The 18,258-nt window shown below is 64.2% G+C and carries 14 protein-coding genes and 1 tRNA gene; 11 read left to right on the forward strand and 4 right to left on the reverse strand.

Annotated features, from left to right (window positions below):
* The first annotated feature begins 3 nt into the window (after positions 1-3).
* Together H6F58_RS10205 and H6F58_RS10210 are read left to right on the forward strand one after the other, a co-directional pair.
* Entirely contained in the window at positions 4-834 is an 831-nt protein-coding gene (locus H6F58_RS10205) for a sulfurtransferase (RefSeq protein ID WP_195181704.1), read from the forward strand.
* 27 nt (positions 835-861) lie between these two features.
* On the forward strand, positions 862-1,290 hold the full coding sequence (locus H6F58_RS10210) for an HIT family protein (RefSeq protein WP_146274854.1): 429 nt from the start codon (positions 862-864) through the stop codon (positions 1,288-1,290).
* A gap of 24 nt (positions 1,291-1,314) precedes the next feature.
* Here the strand turns inward: H6F58_RS10210 and hrpA are convergent, their stop codons facing one another.
* Entirely contained in the window at positions 1,315-5,253 is a 3,939-nt protein-coding gene (gene hrpA / locus H6F58_RS10215) for an ATP-dependent RNA helicase HrpA (protein ID WP_195181705.1), read from the reverse strand.
* A gap of 398 nt (positions 5,254-5,651) precedes the next feature.
* Here hrpA and H6F58_RS10220 point away from each other — a divergent pair, with 398 nt between their 5' ends.
* From H6F58_RS10220 to H6F58_RS10230, 3 genes are all read left to right on the forward strand, one after another.
* Entirely contained in the window at positions 5,652-6,647 is a 996-nt protein-coding gene (locus tag H6F58_RS10220; protein WP_171919861.1) for an ABC transporter substrate-binding protein, read from the forward strand.
* 99 nt (positions 6,648-6,746) lie between these two features.
* Positions 6,747-7,667, forward strand: coding sequence for an ABC transporter permease (locus H6F58_RS10225; RefSeq protein WP_171919862.1), 921 nt, complete (start codon positions 6,747-6,749; stop codon positions 7,665-7,667).
* Entirely contained in the window at positions 7,660-8,451 is a 792-nt protein-coding gene (locus tag H6F58_RS10230) for an ABC transporter ATP-binding protein (RefSeq protein WP_195181706.1), read from the forward strand. Before H6F58_RS10225 ends, H6F58_RS10230 begins: the two co-directional genes overlap by 8 nt.
* A 571-nt stretch (positions 8,452-9,022) precedes the next feature.
* Here the strand turns inward: H6F58_RS10230 and H6F58_RS10240 are convergent.
* From H6F58_RS10240 to H6F58_RS10250, 3 genes are all read right to left on the reverse strand, one after another.
* Positions 9,023-9,526 carry a hypothetical protein gene (locus tag H6F58_RS10240; RefSeq protein WP_206693611.1) on the reverse strand — a complete coding sequence of 168 codons (504 nt, stop codon included), beginning with the start codon at positions 9,524-9,526 and terminating at the stop codon, positions 9,023-9,025.
* A 97-nt stretch (positions 9,527-9,623) separates the two neighbouring features.
* Positions 9,624-10,346: a VIT family protein gene (locus H6F58_RS10245; RefSeq protein ID WP_060701278.1), complete on the reverse strand. Its 723-nt coding sequence runs from the start codon at positions 10,344-10,346 to the stop codon at positions 9,624-9,626.
* 121 nt (positions 10,347-10,467) lie between these two features.
* A tRNA-Arg gene (locus H6F58_RS10250) sits at positions 10,468-10,543 on the reverse strand.
* A gap of 167 nt (positions 10,544-10,710) precedes the next feature.
* Between H6F58_RS10250 and argS the strand changes: the two genes are divergently transcribed.
* The 6 genes from argS to H6F58_RS10280 form a co-directional block, all read left to right on the forward strand.
* On the forward strand, positions 10,711-12,354 hold the full coding sequence (gene argS / locus H6F58_RS10255; protein WP_060701279.1) for an arginine--tRNA ligase: 1,644 nt from the start codon (positions 10,711-10,713) through the stop codon (positions 12,352-12,354).
* Positions 12,355-12,361: 7 nt separating this feature from the next.
* On the forward strand, positions 12,362-13,783 hold the full coding sequence (lysA, locus tag H6F58_RS10260) for a diaminopimelate decarboxylase (protein ID WP_195181708.1): 1,422 nt from the start codon (positions 12,362-12,364) through the stop codon (positions 13,781-13,783).
* The gene (locus H6F58_RS10265) at positions 13,784-15,070 is read left to right on the forward strand and encodes a homoserine dehydrogenase (protein WP_060701281.1); all 1,287 of its coding nucleotides are present in this window, start codon (positions 13,784-13,786) and stop codon (positions 15,068-15,070) included.
* 1 nt (position 15,071) lies between these two features.
* The gene (gene thrC / locus H6F58_RS10270) at positions 15,072-16,172 is read left to right on the forward strand and encodes a threonine synthase (RefSeq protein WP_060701282.1); all 1,101 of its coding nucleotides are present in this window, start codon (positions 15,072-15,074) and stop codon (positions 16,170-16,172) included.
* A gap of 129 nt (positions 16,173-16,301) precedes the next feature.
* On the forward strand, positions 16,302-17,234 hold the full coding sequence (thrB, locus tag H6F58_RS10275; RefSeq protein WP_195181709.1) for a homoserine kinase: 933 nt from the start codon (positions 16,302-16,304) through the stop codon (positions 17,232-17,234).
* A gap of 336 nt (positions 17,235-17,570) precedes the next feature.
* Positions 17,571-18,258 (forward strand): Rho termination factor N-terminal domain-containing protein (locus H6F58_RS10280; RefSeq protein WP_348536388.1); only part of this gene is annotated, 688 nt, incomplete at its 3' end.

Here is an 18,258-nt window from a genome sequence, read left to right on the forward strand (position 1 = left end):
CAGATGAACCCGTTGATTTCCGCCCAAGAGCTGAAGGCCCTGCTTCCTGGCGAGTGCGTCCTGCTTGATGTCCGGTGGGTGCTCGGACGGGATGACGGCGCGCAAGAGTATGCGCTCGGGCATCTTCCCGGTGCGGTGTTTGTCGATATGGAGCGGGAGCTGTCGGGCGCGGTGGGCGAACATACCGGGCGGCACCCGCTGCCATTGCCCGCGGACTTCGAAGCGGCCGCCCGGCGCTGGGGGATCAACCCGCAGAGCCACGTGGTGGTGTACGACGATTCTGGCGCGCTGGCCGCGGCCCGGGCCTGGTGGCTGCTGCGCCATGCGGGGTTCGAGCAGGTGCAGGTGCTCGACGGGGGACTGGAGGCTTGGAGGCAGGCCGCGGGGCCGATCTCCACGCAAGCCCCCGAGGTGAGCCCCGGAACGGTGTCGCTGTCCTGGGGGCGGATGCCGGTGGTGGACTTCGACGAGCTGGAATCCCTGGACGGGGTCTTGATCGATTCACGGGCCACCGTACGGTATCTGGGGATCACCGAGCCGGTGGATCCGGTAGCCGGCCACATTCCCGGCGCGCTGAACCGCCCGACCACCGACAACCTCGATGAGCAGGCCCGCTTCTACGGCCCGGAAGCCTTGCGGGCCGCCTTTGAAAAGCTGGGGGCGCAGCAGCCCGGATCGGCCGCCTACTGCGGCTCCGGGATTACCGCGGCCCACCAGGTGCTGGCCGCTGCCAGCGCCGGGATCGAACTCGGACTGTATCCAGGCAGCTGGTCCGAGTACTGCTCCTACCCGCAGGCGCCGATCGCCACCAGCGACGAAAAGCACCGCCACTAGATTTCCGCAACCCGACGAAAGGCTGCCATGAGCACGCTGTTCAGCAAGATTATCCAGGGGCAGATCCCCGGCCGGTTCGTGTGGCAGGACGAAACCTGCGTGGCGTTCCTGTCCATCGGCCCGCTCTCCGATGGCCACGCCCTGGTGGTGCCGCGCGAGGAGGTCGACGAGTTCACCGATGCCTCCGAGCAGCTGCTCACGCACCTGACCCTGGTGGCGCAGAAGATCGGGCAGACCCAGAAGCGGGTTTTCGGCGCGCAGCGTGCCGGGCTGATGATCGCCGGCTTCGAGGTTCCGCACCTGCATGTGCACGTGTGGCCGACCAATTCGCTGGCGGATTTCGACCTGTCCAATGCGGCCGACAACCCGGATCCGCAGGCGATGGACAATAATGCGCAGAAGCTGCGCGACGGGCTGGTCGCCGACGGCCACGGCGAGTTCGTGCCCGGGGCCTGACAGCGTGGCCGGCACCCCTGCACGCTACAGCTGCGCCAGCCCGTCCTTCATCGCCTTGCGGATGCGCTTTTCGCTCACCGAATAGGCCGTCCCCAGCTCCTGGGCAAAGAGCGAGATGCGCATTTCCTCCAGCATCCACTTCACCTGCGCCAGCAGCGCCGGGACGCGTGCGCCCTGTGGCACCTTCTCCAGCGCGCTGTCGTACTCGTCTTCCAGCTTCTGGATCACCACCAGCGCCTGGGAGTCGCGGGTGACCGCACCTGCGCGCAGCTTCTCCAGGCGCTTTTCGACGCCGGCCACATAGCGCGGCAGGCGCATCAGATTCGCCGCTCCCGTGGCGGCGATGAACCCCGGATAAATCAGCTGCTCCAGCTGTGAACGGATATCGGTGACCGCCGCGAACATGGCCAGGGACTTGGTGCTCTTCAAATCCTTGTTGATGCGGGTGGAGGCGCCGAACACCTTGGCCACGATCGCGGTGATCGTGAAGATGGTGTCGATCTGCTCGGCGCGCACCGCTTCAAAGAGGGCCTCGAAGCCTGCCCGGTTCATCGGCAGCGACTCGGGAACCAGCTGATCGACCGCGGCCATGGTGCAGTCGGCGATCAATTTGTCGATCGAGCCATGCGGGTTCTGCGTGAAGACCAGCTTCTCCGCGTTGTTCAGGTGCGAGATCACGAATTTTGCCGCCGGCGGCAGGCGCAGCATCAGCAATCGGATCACGCCGGAGCGGTGGGCGGCATCGCGCTCGGCTTCGCTGCGGAAGACCGTCAAATCCACGGTGCTGCCGTTATCGTCCAGCCCCGGGTAGGCGGTGATTTGCTGGCCCATCACGGTGGTGGTCACCTTGGCCGGCAGGGTATCGCCCAGGGTCTGGCCCGAGGACTCCAGCTGCGGCCAGGTCTCCAGGGCCTTCTGGTCCCAGGCGCCGGTGGCCGCCGAAGCCTGGGCCTTCTTGCGCTGGCTGGCAGCAGCCACGGGCTTGCCGGGCTTGCCGGGTTTCCCGGCACCGGGGGAGTTGACCCCGCTGGCCAGGGCGGTCCGGTTGGCGGCGGCGAATTTGTACTGCAGGGCGGCCAGGTCATCGCCCTGGCCGAGCACCTTGCCCGAAGCGTCGGTGATGGTGAAGCCAAAGCGCAGGTGCGGCGGCAGCGTGGCGAAGTCGAAGACCGCCGGGTCGACCACCATGCCGCGCAGCCGGCGCAATACCAGCGCCAGGGATTCGGCCAGATCGTCGGCGGACGGATCGAAGTCGGTGTTGAGCATTTCAAGCGCCTTGGCCGCCACATCCGGGGCGGGCACGAAGTTCTTGCGAATCGACTTGGGCATGGAGCGGATCAGTGCGGTGATCAGCTCGTGGCGCAGGCCCGGGATCAGCCAGGCGAATCGCGCCGGATCCAGCTGGTTCAAGAACACCACCGGAACGCTGAGCGACACGCCGTCGCCCTCGGAGCCGGCGGCGGCAGGGTTGTATTCGTAGCTCAGCGGCAGGTGGATGGAACCAAGCTGCCAGGTGGTCGGGAACAGCGTTTCGTCCAGTTCCCCGCCGTCGGCCAGCAGGGCTTCGGGATCAAAGTCCAGCAGCGCCGGATCGGTGGCCCGGGCCTTCTTCCACCAGCGGTCGAAGTGCCGCTCGGAATAAACCTGGGCGCCGACCCGGGCGTCGTAGAACGCGAAGAGGTCATCGTCGCTGATCCGCAAATCATGCCGGCGCATGCGGGTTTCGAGCTCTTCCACTTCTTCGAGCAGCGCCTGGTTCTTGGCGAAGAACTTGTGGTGGGTCCGCCAATCGCCCTCGACCAGCGCGTGGCGGATGAACAGCTCGCGCGCCAGGAGAGGATCAACGCGCCAGTAGTGGAACTGGCGGCGGGGAATGATCGGCAGGCCAAAGAGCGTGACCTTCTCATAGCCCATCACCGAGCCGGTGCGCTTGGACCAGTGCGGTTCGGAGTGCGTGCGCTTGAGCAGATGCGGGGCTACTTCTTCCACCCATTCGGGCGCGATGGCCGCATTTACCCGGGCCCAGAGGCGCGAAGTTTCCACCAGCTCGGCGGACATGACCCAGGTGGGGGACTTCTTGAACAGCCCCGATCCGGGGAAGATCGCAAAACGGGTGCCGCGCGCGCCCAGATAATCGCGCTTGCGCTCATCGTAAAGGCCGATATGCCCCAGCAGCCCGGCCAGCAGCGACTTGTGGACCTGGTCCTCATTGCCCGCCGGATCGATCGGCGCGGCCGCCACGGTAATGCCCAGCGGCTTGGCCAATTGGCGCAGCTGGGTGAACAGATCCTGCCATTCGCGAACGCGCAGGTAGTTGATGAATTCGGACTTGCACAACCTGCGGAAGGCCGAGGAGGACAGCTGCTTTTGCTGTTCCTGCAGGTAGGCCCACAGGTTCAGCAGCGCGATGAAGTCGGACTTCTCGTCGGCGAAGCGCTTGTGCAATTGAACCGCGCGCTCGCGCTGCCCGGTCTCCTCGCTGGGGCGCTCGCGCGGATCCTGGATGCTCAGCCCGGCGGCCAGCACCATGAGCTCCTTGGCGACGCCGCGATCCGCGGACTCCACGATCATTCGGCCCAGGCGCACATCCAGCGGCAACTGGGCCAGCTTGCGCCCGATATCGGTGAGCTTGGCGGCCTTGGTGGATTCCAGGGCGCCGAGCTCGCGCAGGAGGTTCACGCCATCGGTGATGGCGCGGGCTTCGGGCGGCTGCACAAAGGGGAACTGGGCCACCTCGGTGGCGGAGGAGACCACGCCCATGGAGATCATCTGCAGGATCACGCTGGCCAGGTTGGTGCGCAGGATTTCCGGGTCGGTGAATTCGGGGCGCGCCTGGTAGTCGGGCTCGGAGTACAGGCGGATCGCGATGCCCTCGGAGACACGGCCGCAACGCCCCGATCGCTGGTTGGCGCTGGCCTGCGAAACACGCTCGATCGGCAACCGCTGCACCTTGGTGCGGTGCGAGTAGCGCGAGATGCGGGCGGTGCCGGTATCGATCACGTACTTGATGCCCGGCACGGTCAGCGAGGTTTCGGCCACGTTGGTGGCCAGGATGATGCGCGGGGCGCCGCCCGGGTGGAAGACCCGGTGCTGCTCGGCCAGCGACAGCCGGGCGAACAGCGGCAGCACCTCGTAGCGCGGCAGGCGCTTATTGGAGGCGACCAGGGCGCGCAGGGCCTCGGCGGCGTCGCGGATTTCGCGTTCGCCGGAGAAGAAGATCAGGATGTCGCCCGGGGCTTCGCGGGACAGCTCCTTGACCGCGTCGGTGACCGCATCGAGCGGGTCGCGCTCTTCTTCCAGGGAATTCTCGTCGGCGTTCTCGGCGTCCAGCTCGGCTTCGGCCTGCAGTGGCCGGTAGCGCAGTTCCACCGGGAAGGTGCGCCCGGAGACCTCGATGATCGGGGCCGGTTCAATCTCGCCCGATGGCAGCGGCGTCCCGAAGTGCGCGGCAAATCGTTCCGGGTCGATGGTGGCCGAAGTGATGATGATCTTCAGCTCGGGGCGCCGGGGCATGATCTGCTTGAGGTATCCGAGCAGGAAGTCGATATTCAGGCTGCGCTCGTGGGCCTCGTCGATGATGATCGCCGAATATTTTCTCAGCAGGCGGTCGCGCTGGATTTCGGCCAGCAGGATGCCGTCGGTCATGACCTTCAGCTTGGTATTGCGCGAAACTTCGCCGGTGAAGCGCACGTGGAAGCCGACTTCGTCACCGATCTGCGTGCCCATTTCCTCGGCAATGCGCTCGGCGACGGTGCGCGCGGCGAGGCGCCGGGGCTGGGTGTGCCCGATCATGCCCTGCTCGGCCAGGCCGAGTTCGATGAGCATTTTGGGCAGCTGGGTGGTTTTGCCCGAACCGGTTTCGCCGGCAATGACTACTACCTGGTTTTCGCGCACCGCCTTGAGGATGTCTGCGCGACGGGATGAGACCGGGAGGGCTTCGGGATACGTAATGCTAAGCGCCATGATGTTCCCATTCTATTCGCGCCACGCGCATTCGTGGTGGCCGCCGGGCCGAAGCCCGGGTCGACACCAAAAATGCGCCTTGGGGAGTAGTGCGCCAAGAGTCAAATTTTCAGATTGTCCAAGCAATTGTCGACAACTTAAGGCCGAGAAATACAAAACTTCCAGATACTGGCGCAATCCGGATCATTTGTGTCCACTAGAATCCAGATCAAGATGCAAACGTCTGGGAATCGACCTTGATCGTAGTCAAGGTGAGGTCGTTCACATGTAAGATCGAGGGTAATCATCGACGTGTTGCCTGGACGGTTCCCGCATGCTGCGCAGCTGTTGCGCTTCATAACCGGGCATCCGCGCTATCGGTGGGATTCACTCGCAAGGGAACTTTGAAAGGAACTTCAATGAAGAGCTTCACCGCCATGAAATTCGCTGCTATCGCAGCAGCTGGTGCACTGGCCTTGACCGCTTGTGGCGGCAGTGGCGACGGGGGCACTGCTGCTGGCGGCGATGACGCCGTCAAGATCGGCATTTCCCAGTTCGTCTCGCACCCTTCGCTTGACGCTGTAGTTACCGGTTTCAAGGCTGGCATGGAAGAAGCCGGCTACACCGGCGACAAGATCGAATACGACATGAACAACGCCGAAACCGATCAGGCAACCAACACCTCGATCGCCGGCAAGCTTGCCGCCGATTCGGATATCGACCTGGTTTTGGCAGTTGCCACCCCTTCGGCCCAGGCTGCAGCGCAGGCGATCACCAACGTTCCAGTGCTCTTCTCCGCCGTCACCGACCCGGTAGATGCCAAGCTGGTAGCCTCCAACGAAGCGCCCGGCGCCAACGTCACCGGCACCTCGGACATGAACCCGGTCGACGAGCAGCTGCAGCTGCTCAAGGATCTGGCGCCTGATGCCAAGAAGGTCGGAATCGTCTACTCCTCGGGTGAAGCCAACTCGGCTGTCCAGGTGAAGATGGCTGAGGAAGCGGCCAAGTCCCTGGGCCTGACCATCGAGAAGGCCGCAGTATCGGCATCGAGCGAAGTCCAGCAGGCTGCCAGCTCGCTGGATGTGGATGCATACTACGTGCCAACCGATAACGCAGTGGTTTCCGCTCTGGAAGGCCTGCTGCAGGTCGCCGAGAAGAACAACGTCCCGGTGATCTCCGCTGATGGCGAGTCCGTCAAGCGCGGCGCCACGGCAACCTACGGAATCAACTACGAGAAGCTGGGCGAGCAGACCGCCGCCATGGCCGTGAAGATCCTCAAGGGCGAAGCCGAACCGGCAACCCTGCCAGTGGAGACCATCTCCGAGGTTGATCTCTACCTGAATGAAAAGGCCGCCAAGAAGGTCGGCGTTGAATTCACCGATGAGATGAAGAAGGAAGCCGTCGAGGTTTACTAAACCCCGGCAACAACTTACCGACGCAAGGCGGGGCGCATAACCTGATGCCTCGCCTTTCGTCGTGACTACTCGCAAAACTTACAACTCAAGGATCCACACATGATCACAGCGGTTGAACTCGGCCTGATTTACGCCATCATGGCGCTCGGGGTGTACCTGACCTTCCGTATCCTGGACTTTCCCGACCTGACCGTCGATGGCAGCTTCACCACCGGTGCCGCCGTTGCCTCGGTCGGCATCGTGAACGGGATGAACCCATGGCTGGCCACGGTGCTGGCCTTCTTCGCCGGCATGGTTGCCGGTGTCATCACCGGCCTGCTGCATACCAAGGGCAAGATTGATGGCCTGCTCGCCGGTATTTTGACCATGATCGCGCTGTACTCGATTAATTTGCGCATCATGGGCAAGGCCAATACGCCGCTGCTCGGGGAACAGACCCTGATCAGCCCGATGCGCGCCTCGGGCATCCTCGGATCCTGGTCATCGGTCGCGATTTTCTTCGCCGTGTGCCTGGCATTTGTTGCGGTGATCGTCTGGTTCCTGCATACCGAATTGGGCATGGCCATGCGTGCCACCGGCGACAACCAGGAAATGATCCGCTCCTTCGGCGTGAGCACCGACAACCAGAAAATCCTGGGCCTGGCGCTGTCCAATGGCCTGGTGGCCCTGTCCGGCGCGGTAATCGCCCAGTACCAGGGCTTCGCCGATATCGGCATGGGCATTGGCCTGATCCTGATCGGCCTGGCTTCGGTCATCGTCGGCCAGGCCATCTTCACCCAGCGCTACATCTGGCTCGCTGCCATCGCCGTGGTCTTCGGCGCGGTGATCTACCGCCTGGTCATCCAGCTGGCACTCTCTGCCGGCCTGCAGGTCAACGACATGAAGCTGATTTCCGCGGTGCTCGTGGTGGTCGCGCTGCTGCTGCCGAAGTGGAAGGGCTTCCAGAAGATCATCAAGACCTTCACGAAGCGCCCGCAACCCGTTACCGAATCCAAGGAAGAGGTTCGCACCAATGCTTGAAATCAAGAACCTGTCGCGTACGTTCTTCCCCGGAACCGTGAACGAGCGCAAGGCACTGCGCAACATCAACCTGAACCTGGTTGACGGAGAATTCGTCACCGTCATCGGCTCCAATGGCGCTGGCAAGTCCACGGTGCTGAATATGGTGGCAGGCAAGCTGCAGCCGGATGCCGGCTCGGTGACCATCGGCGGCAAGAATGTCACCAAGCTGGCCGATTACCAGCGCGCCAAATACATCGGCCGCGTTTTCCAGGACCCGATGGCCGGAACCGCCCCGACCATGTCCATCGAGGAGAACATGGCCCTGGCCTACGCCCGCGGACGTTTCCGCGGGCTGGGCTTGGGTGTGGGAGCCAAGCGCCGGGAACTGTTTGTCGAGGAGCTCAAGAGCCTGGAACTCGGGCTGGAAAAGCGCCTGAAAACCAAGGTGGGGCTGCTCTCCGGCGGCCAGCGCCAGGCGCTGAGCCTGCTCATGGCGACGTTCTCCAAGCCGAAGATCCTGCTGCTTGATGAGCACACCGCCGCCCTGGATCCGCAGCGTGCGGCGCTGGTCTCGCGCTTGACCAAGGAAATTGTGGAACGCCACCAGCTGACCACCCTGATGGTCACGCACAATATGGAACAGGCGCTCGCCCTGGGCACCCGCTTGATCATGATGCACGATGGGCAGATCATCCTGGATTTGAACCAGGAAGAGAAGTCCAAGATGACCGTCAAGGACCTGCTCGACGAGTTCGGGAAGATCAAGGGCGCGCAGCTCGACGACAAGACCATGCTCCAGTAATTACAGCGAACAGCTGCAAGGGCTTTGCCTGACCCTCGAGGTCGGCAAAGCCCTTGCTGCGTTAACCAGGTTCTCGGCTCAGCTTCTTTCGCAATAGGAACTCGATTCGACCCGAGGTTTCATCAATGAGTTCCTGGCCAGTGTGCTGGTATCCGCAGGACAGGTACAGCTCGATCGCACGCGAATTATCGGCAATAACCCATAAGCGGAGTTCCACGTGACCGGCGCTCGCTGCATGGCGGTCCACCTCGGAAAGCAAAACTCGCGCAATGCCTTGGCCCCAGAAATCGGGCGCAACGGCGACGTAGTAAATTTCCAGATAGCCATCGTGGGGTGAGGCGATCTAAATCCTGCCGGAACTTCGTCCTTGGATGCCATCACGAGCCTGGCTTCCGGCAGCGCCAAGCGACGTTGAACTCCAGCAAGCGCTTGGCTGCCGTCTGTTGGCGTGGGCTTGCGATCGCGTTGCGCGGCAGCTTGCGCCCAGATTCTCGCAGCATGGTCAATGCATTGCGAATCCTGCCGCGTCGCTTCCATAAAGGTGAGCGATGAGTCATCCATGCACATGGTGCTAAGACCTCAGATCCAAGGTGCAGGAATGGCCGGTCTTAAGGCCCTCCGCGATAAAATCCAGGACCAAATGCCCGGCTTCTTGCGGGGGAGCAGGGGCGTAGATCCACGTGGCTTCCCAAGGCGATTCAAGCGAGGCTGTCTCACCACCGACCCACATGTATTCCGTGCCCAAATCGTCTGTCACTTCAGCTTCGATGCGCTCGAAAAATTTATCACTCGGCAGTGGCGGTGCACTTCCGGCGATGCTTGCTCCACGCTCTTCGAGCTGAGCCTTCCAGGCCTCTTTCTTGCTGCTGAAGTCCGCATCGAGTTGGCGGGTCATTTCATTGGGCACAGCGCGCAGCGTGAACTCGAAACTTGAAGTGAACCCGACATCGCAGTCTTCGGATTCAAGGTGCCAAGGCGGGAGGCCCGTGCTTAGATTGAGCCCGGCAAAAGAAACATCAACGCCTTGGTGGACGGCGACGATTAGATCGTGCGGAGCTGATTCCATGCGTGCCATGGCATCAGACTACACAGCGAGTCATCGATGATTCCCTTCGTTAAAAGGATATGCCGTGTCTGCCTGGCCACCAAGCGAAGCGGCGAGTGCGTTTGCTCTAGATCATTCCGCTGGAGCCGAGCAGTGAGCCAACAAAGAACGTCGCGGCCAGGGCCAGCGCGCCACCGATTACCAGCCGGAGCGCTGAGACCCGTTTGGAGCTTCCACCGATGTAGGCGCCGAGCGTTCCGGTGAGCGCCAGGGCAACGAGCACCGCGGCAAAGGTCACGGGAATGCGGATCTGTTGCGGTGGCAGCATGATGGCAAGCATGGGCAATATCGCGCCAACCACGAAAGCCGCGGCGGAAGCATAGGCCGCATGCCACGGGTTGGCCTCTTCTTCTTCGTCGATATTCAGCTCTGCCGACAAATGGGCTGCCAGCGGATCGTGTGCGGTCAGTTCGGTGGCCACCTGCATCGCGGTTTGCCGGCTCAGCCCCTTCGCCTGGTAGATGCCGGCAAGCTCAGCGAGTTCCGCCTCGGGATCTTCGGCGAGCTCTTGGCGTTCCTTCTCCACCAGGGCGCGCTGGGAATCCCGCTGGCTGCTGACCGAAACATACTCGCCCAGTGCCATGGAGATGGCACCGCCGATCACCGCGGCCATTCCGGCAATGAAGATTGGGGCTGACTGGTTGGTGACTCCTGCTACGCCTACGACGGTCGCCGCCACCGAGACAATGCCGTCGTTAGCGCCGAGCACCCCGGCACGCAGCCAGTTGAGGCGTTCGGCGAAATTCAGGTCATGAGGTTCGCCGGGATGGGCATTAGCTGATTGGCTCATGCCCCAAGATAAGCACCAGGCGTACGATCAGCGCTAGTTCTTGCTCTCCAGGGGATGGGGAAAACGGCGATCCGGGAATAAAAAAATTGCAGGCCCGGATGAACCAGGACCTGCAATTTGCTGGTGCCCCTGAAAGGAATCGAACCTTCGACCTTCTGCTCCGGAGGCAGACGCTCTATCCACTGAGCTACAGAGGCGTGTTGCTGGGCAACAGAAGAAATACTATCAGGTGGTGTGCTGATCTGCGCAATTCGAGCAGCCAGGTTGTGCTGTGTTGCAAAAGTCACCGAACCCGGCAAGCCTCACAGCCTTGGGGGAGTCATGAATGCTGAACATGCGGTGCAATTACCGGTATTCTTGAACGGTGACTCCTGAAGAACTCTCCGCAGCAATATCCGCATGCCTCACCGAAGCCGTCGCCGCTGGTGAAATCTCCGTTGAGGTTCCAGACACCGTGCGTGTCGACCGTCCCAAGAGCCGTGAGCACGGTGACTGGGCAACCAACATCGCGCTGCAACTGGGCAAGAAGGCTGGCATGGCCCCGCGCGACTTCGCGCAGATCCTTGCCCGACGCCTTGCCGAGGTTCCAGGAGTCGGTGCCGTGGACATCGCAGGCCCTGGCTTTTTGAACATTACCCTCGAAGCTGGCGCGGCCGGCGAGCTGGCCCGCACCATCGTCGACGCCGGTGCAGCCTATGGCAGCAACCAGGCCCTGGCCGGCCACGTGGTCAACATGGAGTTCGTTTCGGCGAACCCGACCGGTCCGCTGCACATCGGCCACACCCGCTGGGCTGCCCTGGGCGATGCGATCTCGCGCGTCCTGCGCGCTTCGGGCGCCTCGGTCACCAGCGAGTACTACATCAACGACGCCGGCAACCAGATGAACGTCTTTGCCCGCTCGGTCTACAACCGCATCCACGGCCTGCCGGTTCCCGAGGGCGGCTACCCAGGCGAATACATCAAGGAACTGGGCGATATCGTCCTGGCCCAGAACCCGCAATTGGGCGAACTGGAAGAAGCCGAAGCCATCCCGGCGCTGCGCGATGCCGCCTACAAGGCGCAGCTGGCAGACATCAAGTCGACCCTGGCCGACTTCGGCGTCAGCTTCGACGTGTACTTCTCCGAGACCGCCCTGCACGAAGGCGGGGCCGTGGCCGATGCCGTAGCCCGCCTGCGCGAACAGGGCCACATCTTCGATTTGGAGGGCGCCGTCTGGCTGCGCACCACCGACTTCGGCGATGACAAGGACCGCGTGCTGATCCGCGCCAATGGCGAGCCGACCTACTTCGCTGCCGACGCCGCCTACTACCTGTCCAAGAAGGACCGCGGCTTCGAAGAGAAGATCTACCTGCTGGGAGCCGACCACCACGGCTACGTCAACCGTCTCAAGGCCATTGCCGCCTGCGCGGGGGATGACAAGGAAAAGAACATCGAGGTGCTGATCGGCCAGCTGATCAGCGTTAACGGCGCCAAGCTCTCCAAGCGCGCCGGCAACATCATCGAGCTGCGCGATTTGATCAACTGGATCGGTGCCGACGCGCTGCGCTACTCGCTGGCCCGCTTCCCGGCTGATTCGCCGATCGCGCTGGACCCGGAGCAGCTGAAGAAGAACTCCAACGACAACCCGGTGTTCTACGTGCAGTATGCCCACGCCCGCTCGGCTGCCGCGGCCCGCAATGCCGCCGCCAAGGGAGTGACCCGCGACGAGTTCGATGCCGCGCTGCTCACCGACCCAACCGAAAACGAGCTGCTGGCAGTGCTCGGCCAGTTCCCCTCGGTGGTCGCAGGCGCCGCTGAATTCCGCGAACCGCACCGCATTGCCCGCTACCTGGAGCAGGTCGCCGGCGCCTACCACTCCTGGTACGCCGCAACCCGCATCACCCCGGTGGCTGAGGACGAGGCGATCGCACCAGTTCACAGCACCCGCCTGTGGCTGAACGACGCCGCCACCACCGTCTTGGCAAATGGATTGGAACTGCTGGGCGTTTCCGCCCCAGAGAGGATGTAAATAGCCGATGGCCGTATCGCCGCTAGCCCCGCAATGGCTGCAATTCCCCGAAAACATCAACGCGCTTCGCCAGATCGAATGGGCTTCGGGGGTTTCCCGCGAAGCTAGCGGCGAACTGTCCGTCCAGGGCATCACTGCCAGCGCGCTCGCCGAAGAATTCGGCACGCCGCTGTTTGTGCTCGACGAGAACGACTTCCGCGCCCGTGCCCGCGGTTTCAAGACCGCCTTCGACCAGGCGTTCAAGGAGTTGTGCGGGGCAGTAGACGTCTACTACGCCGGCAAGGCCTTTGTCTGCACCGAGGTGGCCCGCTGGGTGACCGATGAGGGGCTGCGCCTGGACACCTGCTCCGGCGGCGAATTGGCGGTGGCCCAGGCCGCCGGCGTTCCCGCGGCGAATCTCTCGCTGCACGGAAACAACAAGTCCGCCGCGGAGATCACCCGGGCCATCACCATGGGCGTCGGGCGCATCGTCATTGATTCGCTCGACGAGCTCGAACGCGTCATCACCCTGGCCGGCTCCCTGGGCCGCACCGCGGAAGTGATGCTGCGCATCACCCCGGGAGTGCACGCCTCGACCCATGAGGCGATCGCCACCGCCCATGAGGACCAGAAATTCGGGCTGTCGATCCTGGCCGATGCCACCGGCACCTCGCCGGCATTGCGCGCGGTGGCTCGTGCCATCGAGGCAAAGAACGTGAACCTGCTGGGCCTGCACGCCCACATCGGTTCGCAGATCTTCGAGGCCGAGGGCTTCGCCATGGTCGCGCGCACCATGCTGGGCTTGCTCGCGCAGATCCGCGAGATCCACCAGGTGGCGCTGCCCGAGCTGGATCTGGGTGGCGGCTACGGCATCGCCTACACTTCCGAGGACCACCCCTCCACCCCTGCGAAGCTGGCCAGCCAGATGGCCGAGGTCGTTGCCGCGACCTGCCAGGAACTGGCGCTGGACTGCCCGCGCATCTCGATCGAGCCGGGCCGCGCCATTGCCGGCCCAACCACCTTCACCCTCTACGAGGCCGGAGTCCGCAAGGACGTCCAGGTGGAAGACGCCAGCGGAGAGCTGTTCGAGCGCCGCTACATTTCGGTGGATGGCGGCATGAGCGACAACCCGCGCCCGGTGCTCTATGACGCGCAATACACCGCCGTGCTCGCTGGCCGTATGACGCAAAGCGACGCAATTATTTCTCGCGTAGTTGGGAAACATTGCGAGTCAGGTGACATAGTCGTGAAGGACGTTTACCTGCCCGAAGACGTGGCCGCTGGCGACTTGCTCGCGGTTCCGGCCACCGGCGCCTACTGCTGGGCCCTGTCGAGCAACTACAACTACCTCACCCGCCCCGCGGTGGTAGCGGTACGCGATGGCCAAGCCCGCCTGATCGTGCGCAGGGAAACCGAAGACGACTTGCTAGCCCGCGACATGGGAGTTTAATTGAGCGGCGAAAAGAACCTGAAGGTAGCCCTGCTGGGTTGCGGCACGGTCGGAGCCCAGGTGGCCCGGATCCTGCTGGAAGACGCGAATGAACTGGCATCCCGCTCGGGTGCCGGACTGCAGCTGATCGGCATTGCGGTGCGCAACCTGGAGACCAAGCGTGATGTGGACTTGCCCAAGGAGCTTTTCACCACCGATGCGCTGGCACTGATCGAACAGGCCGATGTGGTCATCGAGCTGCTCGGCGGGCTGGACCCGGCCGGGCAGTACATCGCCGCCGCCCTGTCCAAGGGCGCCAGCGTGGTCACCGGCAACAAGGCGCTGATCGCGCTCAAGGGCGCGGAGCTGAACGAGGTGGCCGCAGGCAGCGGCGCCCAGCTGCGCTATGAGGCCGCCGTGGCCGGGGCCATCCCGATCCTGCGCCCGATCGCCGATTCGCTGGCCGGGGACCACATCACCAAGGTGATGGGCATCGTCAACGGCACCACCAACTTCATCCTGGACGCCATGGACACCACCGGCGCGGCCTTTGGCGACGTGCTGGCCGAAGCCCAGGCGCTGGGATACGCCGAAGCCGATCCGACCGCCGACGTGGGAGGGCACGATGCCGCGGCCAAGGCCGCCATCCTCGCCTCGCTGGCTTTCCACACCAGCATCTCCTCGGAACAGGTTTCCACCGAAGGCATCACCGAGGTCACCGCCGAGGATGTGGCCGCCGCTGCCGAGGCCGGCTACGTGATCAAGCTGCTGGCCATCGCCGAACAGGGCGACGCAGGCATTTCGGTGCGCGTCTACCCGGCGCTGATCCGCCGCGGCCACCCGCTGGCCACCGTTCACGGGGCCTTCAACGCGGTCTTCGTCGAAGCCGAAAACGCCGGGGACCTGATGTTCTACGGCGCCGGGGCCGGAGGCAACGCCACCGCCAGCGCCGTGATGGGCGACGTGGTCGCCGTGGCACGGCAGATCGCCGCCGGCGCGCCGCTGCCCAACGGCTCGGTGCACCAGCGCCCGCGGATGCTGGATTTCGACGCGATCACCACCCGCTACTGGATCGGCCTGTCGGTCAAGGACCAGTCCGGGGTGCTCGCGGCCATCGCCACCGTCTTTGGCGAGCATGGCGTGTCGATCCAGTCGATGAGCCAGCAGGGCGACGCGCACTCCGGCGCGCAGCTGCGCATCCTCACCCACCAGGGCACCGAATCGGCCCTGGCCAGCACCGTCGAAGCACTCAAGGCCTTGGACGCGGTGCATTCAGTACTATCCGTTATGCGAGTTGAAGGAAACTAACGTGGCTCACCAGTGGCGCGGAGTAATCCGCGAATATGCCGAACGCCTGCCAGTCGACGAGAACACCAAGGTCATCACCCTGGGCGAGGGTGGAACCCCGTTGGTCTACGCCCCGGCCCTGTCGGCTCACACCGGCAACGAGGTGTACCTCAAGGTCGAGGGCATGAACCCGACCGGATCCTTCAAGGACCGCGGCATGACCATGGCGATGACCGCCGCGGTCGCCGCCGGCGCCAAGGCCGTGGTCTGCGCTTCCACCGGCAACACCTCCGCCTCGGCCGCGGCCTACGCCACCCAGGCCGGCCTGAAGTGCGCGGTGCTGGTGCCGGACGGCAAGATCTCCATGGGCAAGCTCTCCCAGGCCATCGCCCACGGCGCGGACATCATCCAGATCGACGGCAACTTCGACAACTGCCTTGAAGTGGCCCGCAAGCTGAGCGAAAACTACCCGGTGTTCCTGGTCAACTCGGTGAACCCGGCCCGCATCCAGGGCCAGAAGACCGGCGCCTTCGAGGTCGTCGACTTCCTGGGCGACGCTCCGGACTACCACCTGCTGCCAGTGGGCAACGCGGGCAACATCACCGCGTACTGGAAGGGCTACAAGGAGTACTCCTCGGCGTGGACCAACGAGGCGGGCAAGGAACTGGAACCGGTTTCGACCAAGAACCCGATCATGTGGGGCTTCCAGGCCGCCGGCGCCGCGCCGATCGTGGCCGGGCACCCGATCACCGAACCCGACACCATCGCCACCGCCATCCGCATCGGCAACCCTGCCTCCTGGGAACAGGCCGAGGCGGCCCGCGACGAGTCCGGCGGGCAGATCGACTCGGTGACCGATGAGCAGATCCTCGAAGCGCACCGCTGGCTCTCGGCCCGCGAAGGCGTATTCGTGGAGCCAGCTTCGGCCGCCGGCGTGGCCGGACTGCTCAAGCACCACGCCGCAGGCAACGTGCCCACCGGCAAGAAGATCGTCATCACCGTCACCGGCCACGGCCTGAAGGACCCGGACTGGGCCCTGAAGCAGGCCGATGGCTCCGAGGTCGCGCCGAAGAAGGTGGCCTTCGACGTGGTCGAGGTCGCCGGCGCACTGGGCCTGGCCTAGAACCTCTTGCCGGGAAGCCCCGGCACCACACGGCCCGCCGCGCGCAGAAGCGATCCCGCTGGGATCAGCCGTCAGCCGCGGCGGGCCGTGGTCCATTAACCCTTGACCTGTTCTGACACTGAAGGAACCATGACTGCGCAGATCGCCCCCGGCCAGCACCTGATCGTTTGCCCGCCCGCCACCTCCGCCAACCTTGGCCCGGGCTTTGACTCGCTGGGCCTGGCCCTGGAATACCGGGACCGACTGGAAGTGCGCACCGCCCAGTCCAGCAGCGTGCAGATTGACGGCGAGGGTGCTGGCGAGCTGCCGACGGATGAATCGCACCTGATCATCAAGGAAATGCGCCGCTACTGGGGCAAGGCAGGATTTGAAGCGGCCGGGGTGCAGCTGATCGCCCACAACCGCATTCCGCACGCCCGCGGCATGGGCTCTTCGGCGGCGGCCATTGTTGCCGCCTACGCCGCGGCCGACGCGCTGCTGCCCGAAGGATCGCGCGGCGGCACCGAAGCGGTCTTCCAGGCCGCCGCCCAGTGGGAAGGCCACCCCGATAATGTGGCACCGGCCGTTTTTGGCGGCCTGAGCATTTCCTCCACCAGCGCCGATGGCAGCTTCAGCTCGGTGCAGGTTCCCTTGCACCAGGATTTGCGCGCGGTGCTGGCCATCCCCTCCAACGGGCTGTCCACCGAGGTGGCCCGCGGCGCCCTGCCCGCCCAGGTGGACCACTCCATCGCCGCCGCCAACAGCGCGAGCGCTGCGCTGCTGATTCATGCCTTGAGCAACGACCCGTCGGTGCTGCTGGCCGGCACCAAGGACTATCTGCACCAGGACTACCGCGCGGCATCCATGCCGCAGAGCGCCGCGCTGATCGCAACGCTGCGCGAGGCCGGACTGGCCGCGGTGGTTTCCGGGGCCGGGCCAACCGTGCTGACCTTGGTGGCCGGCGACGCGCAGGTGGCCGAGGTGCTGGCCAGGATTGACGAATTTTCTGCCCATTCCACGGTGTCGTGGCGTGCGGAAGTTCCCACGCTGGCCGCCAACGGTGTTACAGTAGAAGTGCTGTAGCACTATGGCAGGCCGGATTGCTGGGTCGTTACCCGGTTCAAATCCCTTTTGGCCAGTGTTGCTGCGGATAAGTTCGGTTCTTGAACCCCATTTTGTCCGTCCAGCCGTTCCGGATCTTCCTGCCGTTCACAGCACCTTTGATATCCCACATTCATGCACAGCCTCGTGCCGTCGAGATATCAGTTTCCTCATATTCCACCGCAGTTTAGTGCCCTGAACCCTGGGCTCGCTCGGTGGAGCGTGGAGCAACCATGAAATCTTCGGCTGCTGCACAACATTTACGGCACAGTGGGCCTGCCTAGAAGCGGCCCATCCTACGAGTCAGAAGGAACTTTCGTGACCGAAACCACGAGCCTCAACGAAGGCGTGGACACCAAGACTTCCGAAACCAAGAGCGCCGGTCTGGCCTCTTTGAAGATGACCCAGCTCCAGCAGCTGGCTTCGCAGCTGGGCATTACCGGCGGATCGCGAATGCGCAAAGCCGACCTGGTCAAGGCCATCGGCGATCACCAGCGTGGCGGCTCCGTTGCCGCCAAGGACGCCAAGGCCGCCAAGGCTGACACCGGAACAGCGGCAGCTCCAGCCGAGCAGCCAAAGGAAACCAAGGCCCGCTCCCGCCGCGCACCGAAGGCAGAAGCCAAGGTCGAGGCCGAAGCAGCGCCTGAGGCACAGCCAGCCGCCGAGCCAGCTGCCGCCGAGCAGAAGCCAGTGCGCACCCGCCGCCCATCGCGCCGCGTGACCGACTCGGGCAAGGCCCCGGTCGCCGCCGAAGCGAAGACCGAGGCGCCGGAAGCTGCCAGCGAAACCGAAGCAGCCCCGGCAGAGCAGAAGGCTCCGCGCCAGCGCCGCAACTCCAAGGCCAAGGCAGAAGCCCCCGCCGAGCAGCCAGCAGCGAACGCCGAGCCAAAGGCCGAGGCCGCTGAAGGCAACGGTGAAGCCCGCGAGGAGCGCCGCGAGCGCAACAACAACCGCCGCGATCGCAACAACCGCCGTGAGCGCAGCAACGACCGTGCCGAGCGCAATG

It is taken from the genome of Glutamicibacter sp. FBE19 (assembly GCF_015524875.1).
GTDB lineage: Bacteria > Actinomycetota > Actinomycetes > Actinomycetales > Micrococcaceae > Glutamicibacter > Glutamicibacter halophytocola.

Excerpts from the sequence above, each read along its gene's own strand:
- H6F58_RS10205 (WP_195181704.1), top strand. The coding sequence starts at position 4 with ATGAACCCGTTGATTTCCGCCCAAGAGCTGAAGGCCCTGCTTCCTGGC.
- H6F58_RS10210 (WP_146274854.1), top strand. The coding sequence starts at position 862 with ATGAGCACGCTGTTCAGCAAGATTATCCAGGGGCAGATCCCCGGCCGG.
- hrpA (WP_195181705.1), bottom strand. The coding sequence starts at position 5,253 with ATGGCGCTTAGCATTACGTATCCCGAAGCCCTCCCGGTCTCATCCCGT.
- H6F58_RS10220 (WP_171919861.1), top strand. The coding sequence starts at position 5,652 with ATGAAGAGCTTCACCGCCATGAAATTCGCTGCTATCGCAGCAGCTGGT.
- H6F58_RS10225 (WP_171919862.1), top strand. The coding sequence starts at position 6,747 with ATGATCACAGCGGTTGAACTCGGCCTGATTTACGCCATCATGGCGCTC.
- H6F58_RS10230 (WP_195181706.1), top strand. The coding sequence starts at position 7,660 with ATGCTTGAAATCAAGAACCTGTCGCGTACGTTCTTCCCCGGAACCGTG.
- H6F58_RS10240 (WP_206693611.1), bottom strand. The coding sequence starts at position 9,526 with ATGGCACGCATGGAATCAGCTCCGCACGATCTAATCGTCGCCGTCCAC.
- H6F58_RS10245 (WP_060701278.1), bottom strand. The coding sequence starts at position 10,346 with ATGAGCCAATCAGCTAATGCCCATCCCGGCGAACCTCATGACCTGAAT.
- lysA (WP_195181708.1), top strand. The coding sequence starts at position 12,362 with ATGGCCGTATCGCCGCTAGCCCCGCAATGGCTGCAATTCCCCGAAAAC.
- thrB (WP_195181709.1), top strand. The coding sequence starts at position 16,302 with ATGACTGCGCAGATCGCCCCCGGCCAGCACCTGATCGTTTGCCCGCCC.